Raw genomic sequence first — 24,064 nt, forward strand, 5'->3', positions numbered from 1 at the left:
CCCATTCAAGTTGACAGTATTATTACAACTTAATTTTCGATTATTATTTTGCAAATTCAAAATTAAATTGATATTAAGGTTGCGATTGTAGGATAGTTTTAACATTTTTGCAAGCACCTTATATTACATATAATACATAAGAATGAAATTACTTGAAGGAAAAACTGCTCTAATCACTGGAGCCTCAAAAGGAATAGGAAGAAAAATTGCTGAAGTATTTGTACAACACGGTGCAAAAGTGGCATTCACATATTTATCATCTGTGGAAAAAGGTCAAGCTTTAGAGCAAGAACTTCAAGCTTTTGGAACTACTGTAAAAGGTTACCGCTCAGATGCATCAAAATTTGATGAAGCTGAAAAATTAATCAGTGACATTGTTGCCGATTTTGGTACTATTGATATTGTTGTCAACAATGCCGGTATTACAAAAGACGGGTTGTTAATGCGTATGACTGAAGAAAACTGGGATGATGTGATCAATGTAAATTTAAAATCTGTCTTCAATGTTACTAAAGCAGCATCCAAAATCATGATGAAAAACCGTAAAGGTTCTTTTATTAATATGAGCTCTGTAGTAGGAGTTCAAGGAAATGCAGGTCAAGCAAATTATGCTGCTTCCAAAGCTGGTATTATCGGCTTTTCAAAATCAGTTGCTAAAGAGTTAGGATCACGCAACATCAGATCCAACGTGGTGGCACCAGGATTTATCCGTACCGAAATGACGGAAGTATTAGATCCTAAAGTAGTCGCAGGATGGGAAGCTGGTATACCACTGAAACGTGCTGGAGAAGCGGAAGATGTCGCAAATGTATGTTTGTTTCTTGCATCCGATCTATCTGCATACGTAACAGGACAAGTATTACCAGTAGATGGCGGTATGTTATAATCACATATATATCAAAACATAAAAAAGGTTCTTAGGCTTTCAAGCTAAGAACCTTTTTTATGCGCTAAATTTTTATTGAAAGCCTCATTGCCACTATCCAATACAGATATTAACAGCGTAGAAATTATTCATATTCCTACAAACATAAGTCAAAAGCAAAAAAAATGAACGGGTACATGGATTGGCCTGTCATGCATTTAGGATTGTAAATAAAACAAATTTATCTAAGTTTGTACTGAAATTTATAGCGTATGAACTGGGACCGAGTATTTACTATTCAAAATCAAACAGAATTTAATAAAATCTGCTTAGACACTTTTCATTTTCAAATGGAACATGTCCGTATTTACAAAAAATATGTGCAGTACCTCAATATAAAAATAAATACGATCGATCATTACACTAAAATCCCATTTCTGCCAATCGAGCTTTTTAAAACTCAGGAAATTATTGCCGACGATCTACAGCCTGAGATTATATTTACAAGTTCAGGCACCACAGGAATGACTACCAGTAAGCATCTTGTTGCTGATAAAAAAGTTTATGAGCAAAGTTTCAGAACTGCTTTTGAACAGTTTTATGGCAAAATGGAAAATATAGCCATTTTAGCTCTTCTACCCTCCTATTTAGAGCGCACTGGATCTTCATTAATCTATATGATTAATGATTTAATGCAGCATAGCCAACAGCCAGAAAGTAACTATTTTTTATATAATCACGAAGAATTATACCAAACACTCTTACAATTAAAAACAAAAGGGACGAAGACATTACTTTTCGGAGTAACATTTGCCTTACTAGATTTCATAGAAAAATACGAATTATCATTTCCAGAGCTGATCATTATGGAGACGGGAGGCATGAAAGGCAAACGTAAAGAAATGGTTCGAGAAGAAATTCATGATTTACTTTGTAAAAGCTTTCAGGTCTCTGGCATACATTCTGAATATGGAATGACAGAATTATTGTCTCAAGGATATTCCTATGGAAATGGCATATTCAAGCATCCCAATTGGATGAAGATTTTAATTCGAGAAACAAATGATCCACTAACACTTGCTACAAACAAAAAAACAGGAGCGATCAATGTTATTGATTTAGCAAATCGATATTCTTGCTCATTCATCGCAACCCAAGACCTCGGAAAAATTTACGATGATGGGTCTTTTGAAGTATTAGGTCGATTTGATCAAAGCGACATCCGTGGATGTAATTTACTGGTGCAATAATAAAGAGCAATTTCAAATCAGCATATAGCATTTTCAACAATTGATTGATTTAGATCTACGATCTACAACAAGTAATTTAAACATCAGATCATTATAATGCCGAGTATTAATAAAAAAAGCTTTTCTTACGAAATCAATAAAAAAGACCAGATTTAACATTCTGGTCTTTTTCATATCGTTATTTCAAACTTGGATCTTCGAAAGTATTTCCACTAGTCATATCACCAGAATCGTATCCTTTCTTAAACCAGGCACGTCGCTGTGCTGAAGTTCCATGTGTGAAAGAATCGGGCACAGCATAACCTTGAGCCTGAGTTTGTAATCGATCATCACCAACAGCTTCCGCAGCGGCCATACCGTCCAAGATATCATTGTAATCAATCTGTATATCAGATAGTTTATTAACATGGTGCGCCCATACTCCAGCATAAAAATCAGCCTGCAACTCGGTCATCACCGATAATTTATTATTTTCAACTTCACTCAATTTACCGCGCATATTATTGGTCTTAGGGAGTAAACCAACTAATTGTTGAATATGATGACCAACTTCATGTGCGATAACATAGGCTAGAGCAAACTCACCTTTAGCACCAAATTTTGTTTTCAATTCTTGATTGAAAGTTAAATCTAAATAGATCCTATGATCGCCCGGGCAATAAAATGGTCCATAAGATGCTTTTCCTACACCGCATCCATCAGTTTCCGTACCTCCATCATAAACCACCAAACTGGTTGCTTCATAATTTTTACCCAACTGCTCCTTAAAAAGTGTCGTCCAAACAGTCTCTGTACTCGCTAAAACAGTTCTTGAAAAATCAGTTAATTTTGCTTCCTCTTCACTAATTTCTCTTGGCTGTCCAGTTTGCTCTGTACCAGTCATATTTTGCGCCTGTTGTAATAATTGCGCTGGATCTCCCCCCATCAAAAATCCAATAATCAATACAATTATTCCACCTACGCCCCCTAAAGTCAGTTTTTGACCACCAGACATTCCCCTTCTATCCTCAAAGTTGTCGCTCTTTCTACCACCTTGCCATTTCATGTTTATTCAGTTTTAGTTTAATTTCAGTTAATATTAAATAAGATACAAATTATATCGTTTACTGCATTGCAAATTATATTCCAAATTATCAATCCTTTATTTTTTGAGTTGTTATATCTGCTATTTTTAGATATACAATTATAAATATTCACTATGTTTGCAACTTATCATTTGCAACTTATCCAAAAATTAGATGAATTTAGAAAATCAACTATTCGAAAGAGCGGAAAATAAATGTGAATTGAGTCAAGCAACTGAAGATTTAGTCTTATACACACTACCTCCCGATTTACAAGCCAATGCCGACAATACCATCGTTTTATGCCAAAAATGTGCCGATCAATTAAATAAGACGACACAATTAGATGCCGAATACTGGAAATTCTTACCCGATAACATGTGGTCAGAAGTACCTGCTGTACAAGTAGCTGCTTGGCGTATGTTGAATCGCTTAAAAAATGAAGGTTGGGCCTCAGAAGCGTTAGATATATTATATCTGGATGATGACACCCTAGAATGGGCGAAACAAACAGGAGATCACGAAAATGATGGCTATGTAGAATTTCACCTAGATAGTATCGGACAACAATTGTTTGATGGTGATTCAGTAGTACTCACCAAAACATTAGATGTAAAAGGATCTTCAATCCGTGCAACTTTAGGTACCGTTGTTAAAAATATCCGACTTGTTTTCGATAATACAGAACAAATTGAAGGAAAGATTGATGGTCAGACCATCGTGATTTTGACAAAATATTTAAGAAAGCAGAATTAGAATAAAAAAAGATCCCCGACATTTTGCTGTATCGGGGATCTTTTTTAAATAAAGGATTTTATTAAACAGCCTTTTTTATTTCTGTTTAGGATAGTCGCGCATATGCGCAAATTCATAATTTGGATGCAATTTCAAACTATCAATCAAATCACTTAACATTTTCTGTGCTTTTCTAGTTTGAAACATATCATCATGCATCAATAAAACAACATTATTCTTAGAAAACGACGTACCATTACGCAACCTATTATTAATCTGACGATAAATAAAACTTACAGACTCTACCGGCATACCCGATGGTTTACCCTTTTTCCATTCACAATCCCAGCCCATCGATCGGTAGCCATTTTGGTATAGCAAATCTGCAGTGCTCGATCCACTTTGCATATCAATACGTTTGCGATCAGCAAAATACCAGATATTACGACCAGGCAACCTGACAATTTTATGTTTTAGATTTAAATCCTTCTCATTTTTATCAAAATCTTCATAAGCAGACTCGGCATTACTATAAAAATAAGTAAACTTATTATTTGCATGGTTAAAACTATGGTTATAGCAATCAACTAATGGATTATTCATATAACGTTCATAATACTTATGCAAGCCTTTGCTCATTCGATCATGCTTTCCAATAAGAAATACATTTATTTTTATATTTTTTGCTGTTGCTATCGAATCAATAAATTGACTGCCATTCAAAGGACCATCGTCAAACGTCAGATAAATATAACGCGGCGATACAGAGTCCGTTAATAATTTAGCAGTATCCACTTCATGATGTAAAATACTCTTTTTCTCCTTAGTGGCAATTGAATCTTTTTTCATGTTTTCAACCACCGTATCCTTATCTATATCATCAATTGCTTTAGTACTATCAACAGTACTCACAGGAGCTGCACCTGTTTTTTTATTTCCATCTTCATTGCATGATTGCAATACAAAAGATGTCACTGATATTAACCCAAGGAACAACCCCAGATTTAATGCTTTCTTCATGTTATAATTCACCTTTAACCCTACACGTAAACCACTCAAACCAATATTTGAAACGTAGTGGTTTTAACGATGTAAAAGTAAGATTAAATTTATCAGTAATCCAATTTTATGAAATCTTTTTTCGTCAAGAATAAAAACATTTTTCATCAGATTAGTCATCCAAAGCTAATTTGATTTCACAAAAGCTGCTAGACCCTCATTCAAATAATTTAAATAAGTAATAGGATCATAATCAGCACCCTTAGGCTTGACCAAAACCTGACGATTCGACGAGTTCATTAAAACATAAAAAGGTTGTGAGTTAGATTCAAACTGGCTCGCTTGCAAATAACTCCATTTACTTCCTATCGTTTTTAATAATTTACCCGCACTCGTTTTTTGTTGATCTTCCACAGCTAATTCTGTACGATCGTCCACATAAAGTTGGATAATAATGACATTATTCGTCAAAAAAGAAAGAACTTGTGGATCTGTCCAGACATTAGCCTCCATTTTACGACAATTGACGCAAGCATGCCCAGTAAAGTCAAGCATCACCATTTTCTTTTGAGCTTTAGCATATTCCATCCCCTCTTCATAATCAAAGAACACATTTAATCCAAGCGGAGCATGAAATAGATCTGCATACTTGCGATTAGACACATCTGCTACCTGTCGAGTCGTACCTCCAGATGCTTGATTCAAGTCAAAATCCTGTGTACTCTGTGGCGGTAAGAATGCAGAAATGGATTTCAATGGTGCACCCCACAATCCAGGAATCATATAAACTGTAAATGATAAAACGATGATTGCGAAAAAAGTACGTAAAACAGATAAATAAGGCAAGTTGCTATCATGAGAAAATTTGATTTTCCCAAGTAAATAAAAGCCCATCAAACCAAATATAACAATCCACAATGACAAGAAAACTTCACGGTCGAACCAATTCCAGTGGTATGCCAAATCAACATTAGAAAGGAATTTAAGCGCAAAAGCTAATTCTAAGAATCCCAATACGACTTTCACACTATTCAACCAACCACCAGATTTTGGCATCGCCTTCATAGCACTTGGAAATAAGGCAAATAATGCGAATGGTATAGCCAAAGCTAGCGAAAAACCAAACATCCCTACAGCAGGACCTAAAAGTGCACCACTCGTAGCAGCCTGCACCAACAAAGTACCTATAATGGGTCCAGTACAAGAAAATGACACCAAAGCCAAGGTAGCAGCCATAAAAAATATACCTGCCCACCCTCCTTCATCAGATTTTGCATCCATTTTATTCACCCAAGAACTTGGAAGACTAATTTCAAACGCTCCTAAAAAAGAAGCTCCAAAAGCGATCAGCATCAAAAAGAAAAAGAAATTAAAAATACCATTCGTTGACAAAGCATTGAGCGCATCAGAACCAAAGATCATCGTCACTGCCAAGCCAAGAACCACATAAATTACAATAATAGAAATCCCATAAAATAAAGCCCGGATAAAAGACTTTGAGCGATTTTGACTGCCTTTGGTAAAAAAGCTGACCGTAAGCGGTAACATTGGAAATATACAAGGCATAAGTAATGCAGCAAATCCACCAATAAATCCTGCTAAAAATATACCAAAAAGAGAATCACCACCTTTAGTCCCCGAATTTGAGATTATGGCCTCACTCTTGCGAACAACCGGTGTCGTATCAGAGACTACAGTATCCGTCTGAGCTTCACTAACACTTCCATCCACAAATTCCAATTCATCCATTTTCAATAAAGTATCAGTTTCTTGAGCTTGGGCAAAAATAGGACAGAAGGCTATTAACAGCAATAATTTTACGATTAAACTTTTCATAAATAATTAAATAATAATGTCGAGCGACAAATTGCAATTGGTTAAACCTGACAACAATGGGAGTACTCCCATTGTATCAGATTCTACTTAACATAAATATACTGCCCAATATCCCATTAGGCTGAAACAAACACTATACAGGTTCAGTATTGAAAAGAGACTTTGTCAATCTACTAATCGGTTGAAATCCCGTAAAAGAAAGATCTGTAGAGATATACCCATCAATAACGGGTTGCTCTTTAACTAGATCAGTACTTAAATATTTTTTATTATCATCACAAAGTAAGGTCACCACAACGGCATCATTCCCTAGTTTTTGTTTCAGTTTAATGGCACCTATCACATTAGCTCCTGAAGAAATCCCTACTGCTAACCCCAATTCCTTCGCTAATTTTTGAGCCATAATAATAGAATCTCCGTCCGAAGCAGCAATCACCTCATCAAGCTCATCCAATTTTACAATAGCAGGAATAAATTCATCTGAAATCCCTTGAATACGATGCGAACCAACTTTGTGTCCAGTTGACAAGGTCGGACTCTCTGCAGGCTCAAGAGGATGAATCTTGACGTGAGGATTAAGACTACGAAGATGGCGTCCTACCCCCATTACCGTCCCACCTGTACCTACACCAGCTACAAATGCATCTGCAACAAGACCCTTTGAGGCAAGTTGAAGACCAATCTCTCGACCAGTAGTAAATTCATGCGCTTCGGCATTAAATTGATTTTCAAATTGCCTAGGCAAGAATACACCGCCCTTTTTAGCTAATTCCTCACTCAACTGGATACTACCCAAAAAACCACCTTCTTCTTTACTTACCAATTGAATATCTGCACCCATACTTTTAATAATATCGATACGCTCTTTACTCAACCAATTGGGCATGATGATCTTTACCTGGTGTCCCAAAGCTTTACCAATAGCAGAAAAAGAAATACCTGTATTGCCACTGGTGGCTTCGATAATCACATCTTTAGGATCTATTTGGCAATTCATATATGCCTTATACATAATGTATAAAGCCATACGATCTTTAATACTACCAGTTAAATTATAGTTTTCACATTTCACATAAATCTTTCCAGCCTTACCTTTATATGTGTATTGCAATTCCAACATTGGTGTATTGCCAACTAAACACCATAAATGTTTAAATCTACTATCGAGTTCTGGAGATAAACACTTACTAAACATCAATTCGTTAACCATGATCAATTATTTTTTAATCATAAAGAGGTCATGCATACACACCCTCCATATTATCACCAAAATTGAGTTAAAACAAAATAATATTCAACACAAATGAATAACATCGATAAATTTTATTGAAAAATTGATATATTTAATAAAAAATACAAAACAGATGTTCATATTTCATCAATATCAATAAAAAATACATATGCACCTCGATGATACAGATATCAAATTATTAAGAATATTACAGCACGATGCAACCCTAAGTAATAAAGAACTCGCATTCCGTTTACACAAATCTATTGCTGCAATCTATGAACGTGTTAAAAAATTAAAACAGCAAGGCTATATCAAAAAGACTGTTGCAATTCTTGACCGGCAAAAAATTAATATGGGTTTGATTTCATTCTCTCAGGTATTCTTAAAAGCACATACCGCGGAAGTTTTGAATGAATTTGAAAAAGAAGTAGCAAAATTTCCAGAAGTCATGGAATGCTATCAAATGGCGGGGTCATATGATTTTATGCTTCGCATAGCCACTAAAGATATGCAAGCTTATCATGAATTCTTAAGATATAGACTCGCGGTTCTTCCACATGTCAATACGGTACAAACCTATTTCGTCTTATCTGAAACCAAAAGTGAAACCGCATATCCTATTTAGCTCATTGAATAACAAAAAAGAGGAAATTTTCATTTCCTCTCTTTCTAATAAACACATCAAAAATTAACCTTTATCTTCTTCCATGCCCTTCGCCCCTATCTGAGCGGCGATCGTGGTTTTTTTTATCATTTCTTTTTTCGGATTTTCGATGATCTTGCCAATCTCCTCTATGATCATTGCGGCGTTCCACACGATGATTATCATATCGGGCATTGTGACGTGGACGATCGTGGTCACCTCTATAATCCCTTATGCTAACTTGGTTTCTACGATTTGCATAATGTCCATAATCTCTTCTATAACGATCATGATGTCTCCAAGGATCTCGATCATTAACAACTACTTTATAAGTATTATAAAAATTAAAGTTACGATATCTCGCAGGTAAATTTCTGCTCGTGACCCATCTTCGGCCATGATAATGTGTATATCGTCGGTTGATCACATCGTAGTAGACATTAATTTCAGGAATGTAGTAATAACGAACATAATCATAACCTACCGGTCCCCATGAAGGTTGATTTCCAATGTTAATACTAACATTAACTTGTGCTGCAGCAGGCTTTACAAAAAACAAACCGCCAACTAATATCGTTAAGTAAACTAATTTTTTCATAGCTGTTCCTCCCATTATTTTAATATTTTTCAATTTATTTATAAGTAGGACTCAAGTACTGAAAAGAAGATTAACGACAAGATGTTAACATTTGTTAAAAATACAAAAACAGCCTCATCATCAATCAATTAAAATTAAATTTTACATGAATGTGTAAAGAATAATAAAAAATTCAGCATTTTATTTGGTTAAAAATTTATCCACATCAAAACGAATAGAAAGAATCATTTTTTATCTTTGTTAGACATTTAAATCCATCATCCATTGACAACACAAAATACCACGTGCTATTGCGGCAATCGGCAGCCATATGAAGATTGCTGCATGAGGATTCATCTTGATCAAAAGCAAGCACAAACTGCCGAACAGCTTATGCGTGCAAGATACAGCGCTTTTGCAGTTCAAGATATTAACTTTTTATACGAAAGCTTTTATGTTGCGACACGTGGTTTTCAAAATAAAAAAGAAATCCAAAAATGGGCAGAGGAATCGAAATGGTTGCAGCTCCAAATAGTACGAACAAATATAAATACAGTAGAGTTCGAAGCCCACTATTTAGACGCCCAACTAAATCTTCAAATTCATCACGAGATATCCCGTTTTAAACAAACTGAAGGAATATGGTATTATGTCGATGGTGACCTGTTATCATAACAAAGGGTCTTACAAGATGATGTAAGACCCTTTGTTATGATGATAAATATCCTATTAGCGCTCTAATTCAGGTTGTTCGTGATCATCACGATATGGTGCTTCTTCATCGAACTCTCCTTCCCATTTGGCTACTACCACTGTCGCTAAACAGTTACCAATTACATTTACCGAAGTTCTAGCCATATCCATCAGTTCATCTATTCCCAAAATAGCCGCAATCACAAATGTTGGTAAACCAAACTGATCAGCCGTCGCTATTAAAATAATAAGGGAAGCACGTGGTACAGCAGCAACTCCTTTGGACGTGATCATCAATGTAAAAGCAATCATTAATTGTTCTCCAAAACTCAAGTGTATTCCAGCCGCCTGCGCAACAAATATAGCCGCCAACGACAGGTACAATGAAGTACCATCTAAATTGAAACTATACCCTGTTGGTATAACAAAAGATACAATCTTGCGTGGCACACCAAATTTTTCCATGGCCGACATAGCCTTTGGCAAAGCAGCATCAGAACTTGTCGTTGCAAAAGCGATGGAGACAGGTTCTTTAATTGCATTGATAAACTTCAGTATTGGAATTTTTAAATATAATGCAACAGGCAACAAAACGAAACACATAAAACCAATTAATGCCAAATATAGCGTTGCTAATAGCATAAATAGGTTTTTCAGAATATCCACACCAAGATGTCCAACTGTAAAAGCCATAGCTGCCCCCACCCCAATAGGTGCAAAATACATGATCAAATTCGTAAATTTAAACATGGTTTCAGACAAACTTTCTGTAAAATCGACTAAAGGTTTTCTTTTCTTTTCGTCGACCATAGCTAAGCCAATTCCAAATAAAACAGAAAAGACTACGATTTGAAGCACCTGATTATCATACACTGCTTTAACGATATTCTCAGGGAAAAGATCTCTAAAAAAGGCGGTAAACTTGTATACGGGATGTACATGTTCGGGCAATGAAGCTAAAATATCGGCATCATTACTAATATGAGTCTTCGGCAATTCTTCATGTGGCATATGCGCGACATCAACACCCACACCTGCTTTTGTCAAATTGATGGCCCCAAGTCCAATAAAAATAGCACAAGTCGTTGCGCAGAAAAAATACAACATGGATTTCCATGCCATCCGACCGACTTGTTTCAAATCAGAGTGACCAGCTATACCATAGACTAAGGTCGCAAATAAAATTGGACCGACAATTGTCTTGACCAACTTGATAAAGCCTTTACTCAATGGTTGTAATGAAATAGCAATATTAGGAAAATCCAGACCCACGAAAATACCTAAGATCATACAAGTCAAAATCCAGGTCGTTAGATTTTTTCGAACCAAAGCATTCGCTATTAACACAGTGGCAACAATCCATCTTACTGCCATTAAAAATGATGGAGAAAAATTGACCCAACTAAATTCGTAACATATCGCAATAATTGCTGCAATTGTTACCGAAACAAGGGTAATTAGCCCCATTTTTGATTTATACATCGGCACACTATTATAAAGGTAAAGTACAAAAATAAAAAAATACTAGTCTTTCACAAATATAAATATGGCGGTATTACCATAACTTCAAACTAAATGCAAACATGTGGTCATAAAAAAAGGTAGAATATTTGAATATTCTACCTTTTTCGAAATAATATTTTAAAAGCAATACTTTTTATTCAGCATGTAGCCAAGCTTTCTTCGCTAATAACTCCTCTTGTGATTCTCGAACTTCTTCATCGTCGACACAACAGTCAACCGGACAAACTGCTGCACATTGTGGTTCATCATGAAAACCAACACACTCTGTACATTTGTCTGAAACAATGTAATATACTTCATCTGACACTGCAGCTTGAGAATCGTTAGCATCTAACGTAACTCCATCTCCAAAATCTATAACTCCATCTAATGCCGTTCCATCTGAGAATTTCCAACTCACTCCAGCGTCATATATTGCATTATTCGGGCACTCCGGTTCGCAAGCACCACAGTTAATACACTCGTCTGTAATTTTAATCGCCATTTATAACCTCAAAATTATGATAAAAAACTATTTTTGTACTGTCATTTATACAATCAGATCATTTTACACGTTTAAAATATAGTAATTTGGTTTGCTGATTGTGTATTGACAACACAAATATAAAACAAATTTGTGTATACATGTTTATTAATTTTCACATTTTGACAAAGAAACAACGATTAGAAGGTTTTGCAAAACTTGCAAACTTATTCCATACAGATAATACAGAACTACAAGAATTAATAACTGCTGCTCAGCATAAAAATGCCTGGTACACTGCAGAACATGTTACTAAGGCCTTTGATTCTTGGAAAGCTAATTTAGAAATTCAAAAACTTGAAAACTGGATGGCACCCTATCCTGATATTGAAAGTGATCAAATTGTAGGCCTTGTGCTAGCTGGAAATATACCATTAGTGGGTTTCCATGATATTTTGTGTGTATTAGCAGCAGGATTTAAAGCCAAAATAAAAGTTTCATCAGACGATGCACATTTGACCACCTATGTGATACAAAAATTGATTGAATTAGAGCCACGCTTCAAAGATAAAGTAGAATTAGTAGAGCGATTAACAAATTTTGATTTAGTCATTGCCACAGGTTCAGATAATTCTTCACGCTATTTCGAACATTATTTTGGAAAAAAACCAAATATTATAAGAAAAAACAGAAACAGTGTCGCTGTACTTACGGGCAACGAGTCTCCAGATCAACTAAAAGCACTCGGTCATGATATATTTGATTATTTTGGTCTAGGCTGCCGTTCCGTTTCTAAAGTATTTGTTCCTAAAGACTATGACATCAGTCACTTTTACGAAGGAATAGCATCATTTGAAAAAGTAAACACACATTTCAAATACAATAACAATTACGATTATAATAAATCCATTTACCTGATCAATGCAGACAAACATTATGATAATGGATTTTTATTATTAAAAAAAGATGATAAAATAGCATCACCACTAGCAGTCATTTATTTCGATGAGTATGAAAATGTTAATGATTTAACCCAATACTTAGATATTATAGCAGATCGATTACAATGTGTGACATCAGAGATGCCGTTAGCAATAAAAACACCTTCTTTTAAATTTGGAGCAAGTCAAAACCCGGCGTTGGATGATTATGCCGATGGAGTCAATACGCTCGATTTTTTATTTGCAAACCAATAAGCATAGCCTTATATTCGTAGAAGAGTATTTGAAATAAAAAGTACTAACTTTGTAAGTAGATGTATATAATCAAAGTAAAAGGAGTCGCCAAAATCCCGGATTATGTTCAATTAAGAGATGATTCATTCACTCTTTTAGCATATTTCAGGGTAGATCGACCTGACAAATCATTAGACAAAATCGGTCTTGGAGATAAGTCAGAGTATATTATGCAAATGGTAAAGGACTTGCCATTTGGACAAATAAAAAAATTAGAATTATAGTTCAATGTCTGGAAATACAGTAATCACATTAAAAAACGTCGATATCTATCAACAAAAACATTTGGTATTATCAAATGTAAATTTGAATATTAATAAAGGCGAATTCCTTTACCTCATTGGTCAATCAGGGAGTGGGAAAAGTAGCTTACTTAAAATTATTTATGGCGATCTATATATTGGAAATGGTGAAGGATTAATTGCAGGATTTGATCTTAAAAAACTGCATGAAAATGATGTCCCTTATCTAAGACGTAAATTAGGAATCGTTTTTCAAGACTTTCATTTGTTATCAGATCGTTCGGTAGAGAAAAATTTAGAATTCGCCCTGAGAGCAACAGGTTGGAAAGATAAAACACAAATTGAGCACCGTATGCTTGATGTGTTAGAAAAAGTAGGTCTTCGCTCAAAATTAAAGAAAATGCCGCATGAGCTTTCAGGAGGTGAGCAGCAACGTATCGTTATCGCCCGTGCATTACTCAACAATCCAGAAATTATTTTGGCCGATGAACCAACAGGTAATCTAGACCCAGCCACTTCAGAAGAAATTGTTTTGCTTTTACGTGATATTGCTTCATCAGGAACGGCTATTTTAATGGCAACTCACGATTACCAAATCATTCGTAATATGCCAGCCCGTATCATAAAAACAGCCGATGGAGTACTGGTAGATCAAGTAGAAATATAGCCTGTCAAAACTGACAGAAAACCTTATCGTCCGACATTTTGTTAGTCCAATTCTTGGGTTACTGACAAGCTGTCGGATTTTTCTATTTTGGCAACAACTTTGACTGTATTTAGATTTTAAAGAAAGAACATTAGTTTCCAACATAGAATTTAGAAGAAATGAGCGAACAAGAGAATAATAACGAGACGATTCAAGATCCTATTGAGGATAATACGACAGAAAATCAAGAAGAAACAATTGAACTTTCTGTTGAGGAGAAATTAAATGCTGAATTAGCAGAATCAAAAGATAAATATATTCGTTTATCAGCTGAATTTGACAACTACAGAAAACGTACAAGTAAAGAACGGGTTGAATTGATTCAATCTGCTGGAAAGGATGTCATCACAAAATTATTATCAACAGTAGATGACTTTGACAGAGCCTTAAAAGCAATGGAGACAGCTACAGACGTTGAATCAATAAAAACAGGTATAGATATCGTCAATAATAAATTCAGACAAACTTTGGAGCAACAGGGCTTAAAAGAAATGGATGTATTAGGTAAAGAATTCGATGCAGACCTACAAGAAGCAATTACAGCAATTCCAGCTCCTACCCCAGATTTAAAAAATAAAGTTATTGATGTTATTGAAAAAGGTTACTATTTAAATGATAAAGTAATCCGTCATGCAAAGGTAATTATAGGTCAATAAGATAAAAAAGATGTCAAAAAGAGATTATTACGATATATTAGGTGTAGCTCGTGGTGCAGATGAAAAAGAAATTAAATCTGCCTATCGTAAACTAGCCGTGAAATATCACCCGGATAAAAACCCTGGTGATCATGAAGCTGAAGAAAAATTTAAAGAGGCTGCTGAAGCATATGATGTCTTAAGCAATCCTCAGAAAAAACAACGCTATGACCAATTTGGTCATGCTGGTAACTCTGCTTCAGGTGGCGGTTATGGTGGTGGCATGAATATGGACGACATATTTAGCCAATTTGGAGATATATTTGGTGGAGGTGGTCATCCTTTCGAAAGTTTCTTCGGTGGCGGTGGCGGAAGCGCTAGAGGTGGTCGCCGTGTGGCAAGAGGTACAAATCTTCGCATCAAAGTAAAGTTAACACTGGAAGAAATTGCCAAAGGCGTAGAAAAAAAAGTAAAAGTAAATAAACAGGTAAACTGTCATACTTGCGACGGCAGTGGGGCAAAAGACAAATCATCTTTTCATACTTGTAATACTTGTGGCGGTTCAGGATCAGTGAGACGTGTCACCAATACCATTTTAGGTCAAATGCAGACAACTAGCACTTGTCCTACTTGTAACGGAGAAGGTGTAGAGATTACTGCTAAATGTACAACATGTAGAGGCGAAGGATTAGAAAGAGGTGAAGAAACTATCGCCATAAACATTCCTGCTGGTGTAAGTGAAGGAATGCAATTGTCGATGAGTGGTAAAGGTAATGCCGCACCTCGTGGTGGAATTGCAGGAGATCTAATCATTCTAGTTGAAGAAATTCCACATGAAGCATTGAAAAGAGATGGTTTGAATGTTATATATGATCTTTACATCAATTTTGTAGATGCTACATTAGGAACAAGTGTTGAAGTACCCACTATCGATGGCAAAGCAAAAATTAAAATTGATCCAGGAACACAAGCAGGCAAAATCCTAAGACTTAAAGGAAAAGGTATTCCTGAAGTCAATTCTTATCATAAAGGTGATCAACTTATTTATGTAAATATTTGGACTCCAAAAGCAGTTTCTTCGGATGAGAAAGAAATCTTAGAAAAATTGAAAGAATCTCCAAATTTCAAGCCTCAACCGGGCAAATCTGAAAAATCTTTCTTTGAGCGGATCAAAGAATATTTCGATTAAATAGTAAATCGTATACCCTATACTTAAGACCATATGTCAGCACTGACATATGGTCTTTTTTTATGTCAGCATACAAACTGACATTATTTCACAAAAAGTTAGATCAGTATCAAAGTGAAAATTTTATAATATTTATTTTTTCATAATGTCAATTTTTAAAACTCTGATAGTGTTTAAATTACGATTCACATAATTTCTTAATACATTTTCATGACATTTTTAAATGCGATTGGTATTCATATTGATATTATGAATCAAATAGTCAAAAGGTTTGGCTATGCTTAAAAAACAAACTTTTAAAAAAATGAAAAAATTATTACTTACACTAACAGCAGTTGCTGGTTTAACTTTTGCATCTCAAGCTCAAGAATTTGGTTTCAAAAAAACTGATTTTATTGTAGAAGGTAATTTATCAGCAAATACAACGAATAACAAAGAAACAGAGAAAAAAACAAGTACATTCAATTTCAATCCATCTGTTGGTTATTTTGTATCAGATAAAGTTGCAGTTGGTTTAGATTTCAATATTGGTAATTCAAAAAACACAGATTATTCAGCAACTGCGGATACTTATGTTAAAAATAACAATTTTGGAATTGGAGCTTATGGTCGTTACTACTTCTTAGATTTAAGCCCACGTTTCAAAACGTATGCACAATTGTCAGCTGGTTACAACCAATTCGGTGGTGAAATCAACAATGGTACAACGACAACAGATATCGCTAAAACAAAAGGATTTGGTGCTGGAGCTGGATTAGGTGTTAACTACTTTGTAACAGAAAACATCGCAATCAACTTTGGTTTAACAAACTTATTGTCATTCAACAGCAAAAAAGTTGATGTTGACGGCGCAAAATCTTCAAATGAATTCAATGCAAACATCAACAGTTTCAACAACTTCTTTGATACTGCTAAATTTGGTTTGACTTTCAAATTCTAATCGTATTCATTATACAATAATTAAGGGTCGGTGTAGCTACACCGACCCTTAATTATTTATATATAACGTTTGACAATTCGTAGTCTATGGGTATATCTATTTAATTCCTGATTAAATATACCTTCCTGATCCATCCTGTCAATACGTACACGGGCAGAGGCATGAATGATCGTTTCAGAATCCAGCATGATACCGACATGATTGATCCGACCTTCCTCATTATCAAAAAATGCCAAATCACCAACCTTAATCTCAGACAAAAAGTCAACCGTTTCCCCCAATTCAACCTGCTGATATGCATCACGAGGCAAAGACACTCCAAATGACTGATAGATCAACTGTGAAAAACCAGAACAATCGATCCCAAATTTAGAACGGCCGCCCCACAGGTAAGGCACATCCCAATAGCGCTTCGCTAGCAGTGCGACCTGATCCTGAAAATCTACTGCGCCATATCGCAATTCCTGACCAACAAAATCTTGTATATTTTCCGCATCAAAATAAGCAAAAGATGCTCTCACATGAGTTCCATGTAAAAGCTGAATAGCATAATCACGATGAGTAAGAAAGCCTCCCTCAAATCCGACACGCATGATTGCTAAAGATTGATACTGCTGATAACCTTGATCATCTACCGTCAAAAACTGACCATTTTGTATCCAACCGTTATAACCATCAGCTGTAGTACTGATTTTGGTCCAATCTTTTGATTTTGTTATGATTTCAAAAGTCTCACCAAATAATAGTTGTGAAACCATTTCGCTTCGATGTGCAGCTTCTGCACGAAGAGGAACGATTGTCAAATTACATATTCCAAATTCCATATTTATAAAAACAAAAATGCGTATATTCAGGTTATTAATATATATAATACGAAAATAAACTTTAATATCACAACCATGGATACCAATGTCGTAAAAATAACTAGAATATTAGTCGCTGTGGACGATGAACCCTGTTCACATAAGGCCATTGCATATGCTAAAGAGATGGTAAAGAAATTTGAAACTTCAGTTGCATTAGTGACCGTCACCTCTCCCACTTCACCAGCAAGCTATGGAGCTGATCCGCTATTAGGACAACAGCCTATTATTATACCTGAGGTATCAGAAATAGAACAGCAAAATGCACAAAAATACCTCGAAGAACTAGGACAAGAATTTGTAGGTGCCAGTGAGGTTTTCCTATTCAATAGAATTGGATCTGTAAAAGAAGAAATACTGGCCACTTCCCATGAATGGTCAGCAGATCTGATCGTCATGGGATCTAATGGCCGGACTGGTTTTGACCATTTTATATCTGGTTCCGTTTCAGAGGCAGTCATTAGAAAAGCAACATGTCCGGTATTAGTCGTTCCTGGCAAATGCGAATAAGATGATAACTATACCAGTGGGCGATCATCAATAAACAGCAATCAGTCTACTGGTATAACCTATTATCTCAGCTATTATAAAAATAGTAACTCACTCATTTTAATCCTCAAATTTAGAAGTTTGAAAACGCTTTCGATTGAAGTACAATGTTGTGGAGATAGGCAAAAGAAACACTAGCTATCCATTTATTACCTATCAAAATGTCTCAAAAAACAAAAGCCATTTGATAGATACAAATGGCTCCTTAAATAATATAGCTTAATAAATTACATCTTGATTAACCGAGCAACAAACATACTATCCGCCTTTTCATAATAGCCCTTTAAGACTTGATATGATTCAAGCGCGTATCCTAATTCTTTTTGAATGTATGCAATAACCTCTTCATTCTCCTTTCCAAAAACAGAGCAGGTGATATATATAAGTGGTTTGCCTACTTTAAGGTGCTGAGATACATTCCTTGCAATTTCCTTTTGTAATGATGCAAATTCATTAATTTTCCTTGCATTAAAATAAGTGATATTCTCAGGACTACGTCCCCAGGTACCAGAACCCGTACAAGGAGCGTCCAAAATAATTCCATCAAAAAGCTCTGCACCCAAAATCGGAGTAGTATCTTTTGTTAGATCCACTATTTTCTTTCGATAATCTCGTATTCCCGCACGTTCAAAACGCTCATCCAAGTTCCGCAAGATACTCATACGAATATCTGAAACAAGTAAGTTAGTCTTTGGATGCGCATCAAGAAACAACAGAGCCTTACCACCCGAGGCAGCACAAGCATCCCACCAGTTTTCTTTTGGAGAAGCATCCATAAAGTTCAGAGTACGCTGTGATGATAAATCTTGTACTTCAATTACACCATCGAGATCTTTAAAGCGCTGCAATGATGTACCATTTGACAATGCAATAATCTGGTCAGAAATAAATTGATAACTTATCCCCTCTGATTCAAAAACAGCTTTTACAAACTTTTCTTTACCACGTTTCACCCGAATAAATAAATCAGGTTGGATAAATTGATTCTGAATAAAATCATCTTGATCTATGGCATTAGATAGCTCATCTTTAAAAGGAAAAACATCAGCAACTTGTAATAATTGAAGCTCTTTTAAAAATGTCAATTTATCATTTAGAGATAGCGCTATATTCCAATCCGGTTCAAATAAAGCAACAAATGGACTTTCCGTCTCACAAAGATATTCTGCTATTATCAGTCTCTTGTGCTGAGAAAGCTGCTTCGCACCTTTCCCTAATCGAAAATAGTTGTAACACAATCGGGAAGTCCACTTACGGTCCTTTGATCCCATTTGTTTATTAATTTTGAAAAATGAAGTAAGATAACGTGCAAACGGTTCATTCCCCTCATAACCATCCAGTGCTCTTTCAAAATTACGAATTTGCTGCTGAACTCTCTTTTCACTAAAATCACTCATCTATTACTTCCTATCAAAATTATTATTACGATATACCATAAATCGTATTCCTCTATTCACATACCCCCATTCCGGAAAATAATCAAAACTAAAATCATTATTAATTCCAGAATAAGTCTCTTTGACCACATGTTGAACATAATCGTCACCGTATTTAGCAATCAGGCCACCAAAATAAATAGCCGCATCATATCCTTTATACGAAAAATCAGATGGTGCCACTTTAAATTTAGTCTTATATTTAAGATCAAATTTCCGGGTCTTTTCCGCCCCCTCATCAACCAATGTCGAGGTCGTCACGGTTAATTCATAACGATCTATATTAGCATAGTCTTCAAAAGAAAGTTTAGCCCAATTTGGATGACCGTACAATTTAAAAGCATAGCCCGATTCACTACTATGTACATCCATATTGGCTAGTAATGCTCTAATTTGGTTTCTATTTGTCGTACCACATACGATATGATTCGTTCCAGCTATCACTAAGTTATCATTTAACTCTGCTATAGAAGTAACAACTTTTATCTGTAGGCTTTTATTATAACCAAGAGCCTCTGAAACAAAATTATCCAAGAACTGCTTACTATCCGCATCTTGCACATTATATACCAATACCATATCACCATAAGCATATTCCTTTGAAACATACTTGGCCATGATTTCAGAATGCGCACGAATAGAAGGTGTCAACGACACTAAATTTGGGATACCAAATTCAGAAGCTAAAGTTGCAGCTAAAGGAGATATTTGTAAGATGCTTTTATTTTTAAAAGATTGTGAAAAAGCTTTAATCTCTTTTGGATAAACAGGTCCAACAATTAAACTTGCATTTTTAACAACATTCGATGTTGCTAACGATGAGTTTCTATAGTTATCATCTTCAGAATCAACCACCTGCAAATTAAATTTATTTCCCTGCTCACCTAACTCCTCTAAGCCAAGTTGAAAACCCTGGTAAAAATCCAATGCTAATGCTGATCTTTTGACATCCTCTGCGGTAGGACGCATACCAGAGATACGGTTCAGTTGAAAAGGTAAAAGAAGAGCAATAGATTTTTGTCTTTTAAGGCTTTCACTCGCTTTAGTAGCTTCGAGTTTTTTGGCTTCTTCTGCCTGTTTTGCAGCAGTTATTGCACCATTATTAGATGAAGTACTCTGCTCACCTTTACTAGAAGGTGAGCGAAGTACGCCTATTTTTTTTGTCGTACAGCTTGAAAGACTTAATGCCAATGCTACTGCAAGAACTATTTTATTCCCACTCAATCGTCGCTGGTGGTTTTGAACTGATATCATATACAACTCTATTAATTCCTTTAACGTGGTTGATAATTTCATTTGAAATTTTAGCCAACAAGTCATAAGGTAAGTGAATCCAATCTGCAGTCATGCCATCCAATGAACCTACAGCACGTAAACTAACCACATGCTCATAAGTACGTTCATCACCCATAACACCTACAGAACGAACAGGAAGAAAAATCGTGCCAGCTTGCCAAACCTTATCATACCATCCCGCTTCTTTCAAGTTACGGATAAAAATATCATCTGCTTCCTGAACAATACGAACGCGATCTTCTGTGATATCACCTAATATACGTATCGCTAATCCTGGACCCGGAAATGGATGTCTTCCCAGAATTGCAGGATCAACACCTAATGTTTTACCAACACGTCTGACCTCATCCTTAAATAAGGTTTTTAAAGGCTCTACCACTTTCAGCTTCATGAAATCAGGCAAACCACCCACATTATGATGTGATTTAATAGTTGCAGAAGGACCTTTTACCGATACCGATTCAATAATATCTGGATATATAGTACCTTGGCCCAACCATTTAGCCTCAACACCCGCAGGTAATTCTTTTTGAATTTCTTTTGCAGCCTCATCAAATACATCGATAAAAGAATTACCAATGATTTTACGTTTTTGTTCCGGATCAGAAATACCAGCTAAGCGACCAAAGAATAATTCTTTCGCGTTGATACCTTTAATATTAAGACCCATATTTTTGTATGAATCCAGTACCTGCTCAAACTCACCTTTACGTAACAAACCATGATCCACAAATATACAGTGTAGGTTTTTTCCAATTGCTTGATGTAACAATACAGCAGCTACCGTAGAATCAACCCCACCTGACAGTGCCAATATTACATGGTCTTCACCTAATTCAGCTTTCAAAGAAGCAACACTAGTTTCAGCAAAAGCATCTGGAGTCCACTCTTGAGCACATCCACAGATTCCGACAACAAAGTTTTTTAATAAAACTACGCCATCAGTGCTATGCGTTACTTCAGGGTGAAATTGAATACCATAAGTTCGTGTTCCTAAAACATGATAAGCAGCAACACGAACTTTATCCGTACTAGCTATAATTTCAAAATTTGAAGGAACCTCTTTGATCGTATCACCATGTGACATCCATACTTGAGACTGAACGGGTACACCTGCTAATAATTCATTCTCAGCATTCACAAATTGCAAATTTGCACGCCCGTATTCACGGATCTCTGAAGGTAAGACCTCACCTCCTGATTTTTGAGCGATATATTGTGCACCATAACATACACCTAGCAAAGGAAAACGCTCTTGAATTGAATTAAAATCAATTTGAGGAGCATCCTCTTGTCTTACTGAATATGGACTTCCCGAAAGGATTACTCCTTTTACAGTCTCATCAAATTCAGGCAAGTTGTTGAAAGGATGAATTTCACAATATACGTTAAGTTCTCTTACACGACGCGCGATTAATTGCGTGTATTGCGAACCAAAGTCAAGAATTATAATTTTTTCTGGCATGGCGCAAAGTTACACATTAGATATGAATTTATAGAATGGAAATTTGACTTAAATCAACTCAAAATACGCAATTTGCTCTAAAAAGCATCCATTTCTTTTATTCCAATAAAAATCAACTAGCTCATCAATTCTATCAAATTAATTTCAACACTTTTATAACTTAAAACCATACGCCGATAGATACTTTCATATTTAAAACAGTTTCCCCCATACAGATTTAAATTTCGATGTAAATCTGTAATCTCCTTTCTCAAGAATATCCAATAAATTTTTCGTTGCTGAGTAAGTAGTTTTCATTTTAATCGCTGTTATCACTTCCTCCGATTTAGCATCCTTACCGTCAAGATGATATAACACAACTAATCCAACTAATACATCTATTTCAGAAGGGTCCAGCGCATGCGCACGTTCAAACATTTCAATTGACTTTGGAATTTGATTGAGCTCAAATAAAGCATAAGCATAGTTACCCAGTATCATTCTTTGTTTTGGACTTTTTTGCAACACCAAGTCATAATATTCAGCTGCTTTTGCATAATTATTTAGCACATCGTAAGTCAATGCCAATCCAGCATAGATATCCAAATCAGAATTACCCAAACTAATCACTTTTAATAAATCATTTTGAGCGTCCTGATATTTCTTCAAATCAAATAAAACTGAATATCTATTCTCATAATAGACTGGATTATTGATATCCAACTCAATAGCTCGATCCAAATCTTTCTTTGCTTGTAATAGCTTATCCATATCTTGAAAAATCAAACCTCTATTATTATAATACATAGCTGCTTTAGGAGAGTTTTCAATTGCTTTATCCAGAAGTTCAATAGCTCTTAAATTATTTTTTTGCCGTTGCAATGCTAAAGCACCATAAAAATAAACATCAGCTACAAATTGTGGTTCAGCCATCTCTTCCCCATTTTTCAGATTATTTTCAAAAAGTGTAAATACATTTATGAGTTCATCATCTTTACGCATCTCATTCAATAGCTTCAAATAGTTATTGTAATATCGCGCGTTATTTTTCTCCAACTGAAGCACGCGCTGATAATCCGATCTCGCCAATTCTGGCTTCAAATCAAAATAATACGTATTACCACGAATATCATAAAAAGTATGATTTTCAGGATCCAATGCTATTCCTGTAGTAGCTGTAGCAATAATATCAGCATTCCTTTTCAATCCAATTAAGATGTAGCATTTCACTTCATAATAAGCACTGATTGTTTGATCTTGATCAATAAGCTTATTGATCCGTTTTAAAGCTTCTTCATATTTGCCAGCCTTATAAAGATCCCATGCAACTTGATACGAGTCATCACGAGAAGAACCCGTTGTTTCCAAAGCCACATCCTCAACTTGTTTTACCTGCACAGCAGCACCTTCTTTCTCCTGCGCAACACTAACATGCCATATGCTCATTAGACCTATCAAAAGCAGTACATTAATTCCTTTCATCAGTTATAATATTCTTTAAAGATAATTTACAATAGTAAAATTAAGTTTGTTCACTTAGATTCTTGTTGTCGCCAGATGAAGTTGACCCGCTGATCGATATTTTAATTTTTCTTCAAAAAAGAAATAAGTCAGCAAATATGCTTTTCTCATCTTGACCTAATCCA

24 protein-coding genes are annotated in these 24,064 nt (G+C 35.4%); 12 read left to right on the forward strand and 12 right to left on the reverse strand.

Annotated elements, in window-relative coordinates; genetic code table 11:
* Positions 1 to 142: 142 nt before the first annotated feature.
* Together fabG and MUB18_RS18530 are read left to right on the forward strand one after the other, a co-directional pair.
* Positions 143 to 886: a 3-oxoacyl-[acyl-carrier-protein] reductase gene (gene fabG / locus MUB18_RS18525; protein ID WP_045752681.1), complete on the forward strand. Its 744-nt coding sequence runs from the start codon at positions 143 to 145 to the stop codon at positions 884 to 886.
* 251 nt (positions 887 to 1,137) lie between these two features.
* Positions 1,138 to 2,115, forward strand: a complete 978-nt coding sequence (locus MUB18_RS18530; RefSeq protein WP_094773629.1) for an acyl transferase — start codon at positions 1,138 to 1,140, stop codon at positions 2,113 to 2,115.
* 178 nt (positions 2,116 to 2,293) lie between these two features.
* Here MUB18_RS18530 and MUB18_RS18535 read toward each other — a convergent pair whose 3' ends face one another.
* Positions 2,294 to 3,160 (reverse strand): neutral zinc metallopeptidase, encoded by an 867-nt coding sequence (locus tag MUB18_RS18535; protein ID WP_045752683.1) that lies wholly within the window; start codon positions 3,158 to 3,160, stop codon positions 2,294 to 2,296.
* A gap of 193 nt (positions 3,161 to 3,353) precedes the next feature.
* On the opposite strand from MUB18_RS18535, the gene MUB18_RS18540 reads away from it, so the two are divergent.
* Positions 3,354 to 3,935 (forward strand): PhnA domain-containing protein, encoded by a 582-nt coding sequence (locus MUB18_RS18540; protein WP_248754200.1) that lies wholly within the window; start codon positions 3,354 to 3,356, stop codon positions 3,933 to 3,935.
* Positions 3,936 to 4,010: 75 nt separating this feature from the next.
* On the opposite strand, the gene MUB18_RS18545 is transcribed toward MUB18_RS18540, so the two are convergent.
* From MUB18_RS18545 to MUB18_RS18555, 3 genes are all read right to left on the reverse strand, one after another.
* Positions 4,011 to 4,934 carry a polysaccharide deacetylase family protein gene (locus MUB18_RS18545; RefSeq protein WP_248754201.1) on the reverse strand — a complete coding sequence of 308 codons (924 nt, stop codon included), beginning with the start codon at positions 4,932 to 4,934 and terminating at the stop codon, positions 4,011 to 4,013.
* 165 nt (positions 4,935 to 5,099) lie between these two features.
* Entirely contained in the window at positions 5,100 to 6,749 is a 1,650-nt protein-coding gene (locus MUB18_RS18550) for a protein-disulfide reductase DsbD family protein (protein ID WP_248754202.1), read from the reverse strand.
* A 133-nt stretch (positions 6,750 to 6,882) separates the two neighbouring features.
* On the reverse strand, positions 6,883 to 7,959 hold the full coding sequence (locus tag MUB18_RS18555; RefSeq protein ID WP_248754203.1) for a PLP-dependent cysteine synthase family protein: 1,077 nt from the start codon (positions 7,957 to 7,959) through the stop codon (positions 6,883 to 6,885).
* Positions 7,960 to 8,149: 190 nt separating this feature from the next.
* Between MUB18_RS18555 and MUB18_RS18560 the strand changes: the two genes are divergently transcribed.
* Positions 8,150 to 8,608: an Lrp/AsnC family transcriptional regulator gene (locus tag MUB18_RS18560; RefSeq protein ID WP_045752688.1), complete on the forward strand. Its 459-nt coding sequence runs from the start codon at positions 8,150 to 8,152 to the stop codon at positions 8,606 to 8,608.
* A 70-nt stretch (positions 8,609 to 8,678) separates the two neighbouring features.
* On the opposite strand, the gene MUB18_RS18565 is transcribed toward MUB18_RS18560, so the two are convergent.
* Positions 8,679 to 9,224 carry a hypothetical protein gene (locus MUB18_RS18565; protein WP_248754204.1) on the reverse strand — a complete coding sequence of 182 codons (546 nt, stop codon included), beginning with the start codon at positions 9,222 to 9,224 and terminating at the stop codon, positions 8,679 to 8,681.
* Between the two features lie 324 nt (positions 9,225 to 9,548).
* On the opposite strand from MUB18_RS18565, the gene MUB18_RS18570 reads away from it, so the two are divergent.
* The gene (locus MUB18_RS18570; protein WP_248754205.1) at positions 9,549 to 9,878 is read left to right on the forward strand and encodes a YchJ family protein; all 330 of its coding nucleotides are present in this window, start codon (positions 9,549 to 9,551) and stop codon (positions 9,876 to 9,878) included.
* A 54-nt stretch (positions 9,879 to 9,932) separates the two neighbouring features.
* On the opposite strand, the gene MUB18_RS18575 is transcribed toward MUB18_RS18570, so the two are convergent.
* Positions 9,933 to 11,378 carry a dicarboxylate/amino acid:cation symporter gene (locus MUB18_RS18575; protein WP_045752690.1) on the reverse strand — a complete coding sequence of 482 codons (1,446 nt, stop codon included), beginning with the start codon at positions 11,376 to 11,378 and terminating at the stop codon, positions 9,933 to 9,935.
* 175 nt (positions 11,379 to 11,553) lie between these two features.
* A complete protein-coding gene (locus MUB18_RS18580; protein ID WP_045752691.1) occupies positions 11,554 to 11,904 on the reverse strand; it encodes a 4Fe-4S dicluster domain-containing protein in 351 nt (116 codons plus the stop codon).
* Between the two features lie 161 nt (positions 11,905 to 12,065).
* Here MUB18_RS18580 and MUB18_RS18585 point away from each other — a divergent pair, with 161 nt between their 5' ends.
* From MUB18_RS18585 to MUB18_RS18610, 6 genes are all read left to right on the forward strand, one after another.
* Positions 12,066 to 13,079 (forward strand): acyl-CoA reductase, encoded by a 1,014-nt coding sequence (locus tag MUB18_RS18585; RefSeq protein WP_045755258.1) that lies wholly within the window; start codon positions 12,066 to 12,068, stop codon positions 13,077 to 13,079.
* 59 nt (positions 13,080 to 13,138) lie between these two features.
* Entirely contained in the window at positions 13,139 to 13,342 is a 204-nt protein-coding gene (locus tag MUB18_RS18590; protein ID WP_045752692.1) for a hypothetical protein, read from the forward strand.
* A gap of 4 nt (positions 13,343 to 13,346) precedes the next feature.
* Positions 13,347 to 14,027, forward strand: coding sequence for a cell division ATP-binding protein FtsE (locus tag MUB18_RS18595; protein WP_045752693.1), 681 nt, complete (start codon positions 13,347 to 13,349; stop codon positions 14,025 to 14,027).
* Positions 14,028 to 14,185: 158 nt separating this feature from the next.
* Positions 14,186 to 14,722 (forward strand): nucleotide exchange factor GrpE, encoded by a 537-nt coding sequence (locus tag MUB18_RS18600; protein WP_045752694.1) that lies wholly within the window; start codon positions 14,186 to 14,188, stop codon positions 14,720 to 14,722.
* Positions 14,723 to 14,732: 10 nt separating this feature from the next.
* Positions 14,733 to 15,890, forward strand: coding sequence for a molecular chaperone DnaJ (gene dnaJ / locus MUB18_RS18605; protein WP_094773625.1), 1,158 nt, complete (start codon positions 14,733 to 14,735; stop codon positions 15,888 to 15,890).
* A gap of 304 nt (positions 15,891 to 16,194) precedes the next feature.
* Positions 16,195 to 16,830, forward strand: a complete 636-nt coding sequence (locus MUB18_RS18610) for an outer membrane beta-barrel protein (RefSeq protein ID WP_045755293.1) — start codon at positions 16,195 to 16,197, stop codon at positions 16,828 to 16,830.
* 56 nt (positions 16,831 to 16,886) lie between these two features.
* On the opposite strand, the gene MUB18_RS18615 is transcribed toward MUB18_RS18610, so the two are convergent.
* Complete coding sequence (locus MUB18_RS18615; protein WP_045755294.1) at positions 16,887 to 17,654, reverse strand: C40 family peptidase; 768 nt, start codon at positions 17,652 to 17,654, stop codon at positions 16,887 to 16,889.
* A gap of 75 nt (positions 17,655 to 17,729) precedes the next feature.
* Here MUB18_RS18615 and MUB18_RS18620 point away from each other — a divergent pair, with 75 nt between their 5' ends.
* Complete coding sequence (locus tag MUB18_RS18620) at positions 17,730 to 18,203, forward strand: universal stress protein (RefSeq protein ID WP_045752819.1); 474 nt, start codon at positions 17,730 to 17,732, stop codon at positions 18,201 to 18,203.
* A gap of 266 nt (positions 18,204 to 18,469) precedes the next feature.
* Here MUB18_RS18620 and MUB18_RS18625 read toward each other — a convergent pair whose 3' ends face one another.
* From MUB18_RS18625 to MUB18_RS18640, 4 genes are all read right to left on the reverse strand, one after another.
* Positions 18,470 to 19,639 (reverse strand): RsmB/NOP family class I SAM-dependent RNA methyltransferase, encoded by a 1,170-nt coding sequence (locus tag MUB18_RS18625; protein WP_248754206.1) that lies wholly within the window; start codon positions 19,637 to 19,639, stop codon positions 18,470 to 18,472.
* 3 nt (positions 19,640 to 19,642) lie between these two features.
* Positions 19,643 to 20,932, reverse strand: a complete 1,290-nt coding sequence (locus MUB18_RS18630) for an ABC transporter substrate-binding protein (RefSeq protein ID WP_248754207.1) — start codon at positions 20,930 to 20,932, stop codon at positions 19,643 to 19,645.
* Entirely contained in the window at positions 20,889 to 22,439 is a 1,551-nt protein-coding gene (gene guaA, locus MUB18_RS18635) for a glutamine-hydrolyzing GMP synthase (RefSeq protein WP_248754208.1), read from the reverse strand. The genes MUB18_RS18630 and guaA overlap by 44 nt, the downstream gene beginning before the upstream one ends.
* Positions 22,440 to 22,631: 192 nt before the next feature.
* Entirely contained in the window at positions 22,632 to 23,900 is a 1,269-nt protein-coding gene (locus MUB18_RS18640; RefSeq protein ID WP_248754209.1) for a tetratricopeptide repeat protein, read from the reverse strand.
* Positions 23,901 to 24,064 lie beyond the last annotated feature (164 nt).

The organism is Sphingobacterium sp. PCS056 (assembly GCF_023273895.1).
Taxonomy (GTDB): Bacteria; Bacteroidota; Bacteroidia; order Sphingobacteriales; family Sphingobacteriaceae; genus Sphingobacterium.

Excerpts from the sequence above, each read along its gene's own strand:
- MUB18_RS18640 (WP_248754209.1), bottom strand. The coding sequence starts at position 23,900 with ATGAAAGGAATTAATGTACTGCTTTTGATAGGTCTAATGAGCATATGG.
- MUB18_RS18550 (WP_248754202.1), bottom strand. The coding sequence starts at position 6,749 with ATGAAAAGTTTAATCGTAAAATTATTGCTGTTAATAGCCTTCTGTCCT.
- MUB18_RS18610 (WP_045755293.1), top strand. The coding sequence starts at position 16,195 with ATGAAAAAATTATTACTTACACTAACAGCAGTTGCTGGTTTAACTTTT.
- dnaJ (WP_094773625.1), top strand. The coding sequence starts at position 14,733 with ATGTCAAAAAGAGATTATTACGATATATTAGGTGTAGCTCGTGGTGCA.
- MUB18_RS18590 (WP_045752692.1), top strand. The coding sequence starts at position 13,139 with ATGTATATAATCAAAGTAAAAGGAGTCGCCAAAATCCCGGATTATGTT.
- MUB18_RS18560 (WP_045752688.1), top strand. The coding sequence starts at position 8,150 with ATGCACCTCGATGATACAGATATCAAATTATTAAGAATATTACAGCAC.
- MUB18_RS18615 (WP_045755294.1), bottom strand. The coding sequence starts at position 17,654 with ATGGAATTTGGAATATGTAATTTGACAATCGTTCCTCTTCGTGCAGAA.
- MUB18_RS18555 (WP_248754203.1), bottom strand. The coding sequence starts at position 7,959 with ATGGTTAACGAATTGATGTTTAGTAAGTGTTTATCTCCAGAACTCGAT.
- MUB18_RS18545 (WP_248754201.1), bottom strand. The coding sequence starts at position 4,934 with ATGAAGAAAGCATTAAATCTGGGGTTGTTCCTTGGGTTAATATCAGTG.
- MUB18_RS18595 (WP_045752693.1), top strand. The coding sequence starts at position 13,347 with ATGTCTGGAAATACAGTAATCACATTAAAAAACGTCGATATCTATCAA.
- MUB18_RS18620 (WP_045752819.1), top strand. The coding sequence starts at position 17,730 with ATGGATACCAATGTCGTAAAAATAACTAGAATATTAGTCGCTGTGGAC.
- MUB18_RS18630 (WP_248754207.1), bottom strand. The coding sequence starts at position 20,932 with ATGATATCAGTTCAAAACCACCAGCGACGATTGAGTGGGAATAAAATA.
- MUB18_RS18535 (WP_045752683.1), bottom strand. The coding sequence starts at position 3,160 with ATGAAATGGCAAGGTGGTAGAAAGAGCGACAACTTTGAGGATAGAAGG.
- MUB18_RS18570 (WP_248754205.1), top strand. The coding sequence starts at position 9,549 with ATGAGGATTCATCTTGATCAAAAGCAAGCACAAACTGCCGAACAGCTT.
- MUB18_RS18540 (WP_248754200.1), top strand. The coding sequence starts at position 3,354 with ATGAATTTAGAAAATCAACTATTCGAAAGAGCGGAAAATAAATGTGAA.
- guaA (WP_248754208.1), bottom strand. The coding sequence starts at position 22,439 with ATGCCAGAAAAAATTATAATTCTTGACTTTGGTTCGCAATACACGCAA.
- MUB18_RS18580 (WP_045752691.1), bottom strand. The coding sequence starts at position 11,904 with ATGGCGATTAAAATTACAGACGAGTGTATTAACTGTGGTGCTTGCGAA.
- MUB18_RS18600 (WP_045752694.1), top strand. The coding sequence starts at position 14,186 with ATGAGCGAACAAGAGAATAATAACGAGACGATTCAAGATCCTATTGAG.
- fabG (WP_045752681.1), top strand. The coding sequence starts at position 143 with ATGAAATTACTTGAAGGAAAAACTGCTCTAATCACTGGAGCCTCAAAA.
- MUB18_RS18530 (WP_094773629.1), top strand. The coding sequence starts at position 1,138 with ATGAACTGGGACCGAGTATTTACTATTCAAAATCAAACAGAATTTAAT.
- MUB18_RS18625 (WP_248754206.1), bottom strand. The coding sequence starts at position 19,639 with ATGAGTGATTTTAGTGAAAAGAGAGTTCAGCAGCAAATTCGTAATTTT.
- MUB18_RS18565 (WP_248754204.1), bottom strand. The coding sequence starts at position 9,224 with ATGAAAAAATTAGTTTACTTAACGATATTAGTTGGCGGTTTGTTTTTT.
- MUB18_RS18575 (WP_045752690.1), bottom strand. The coding sequence starts at position 11,378 with ATGTATAAATCAAAAATGGGGCTAATTACCCTTGTTTCGGTAACAATT.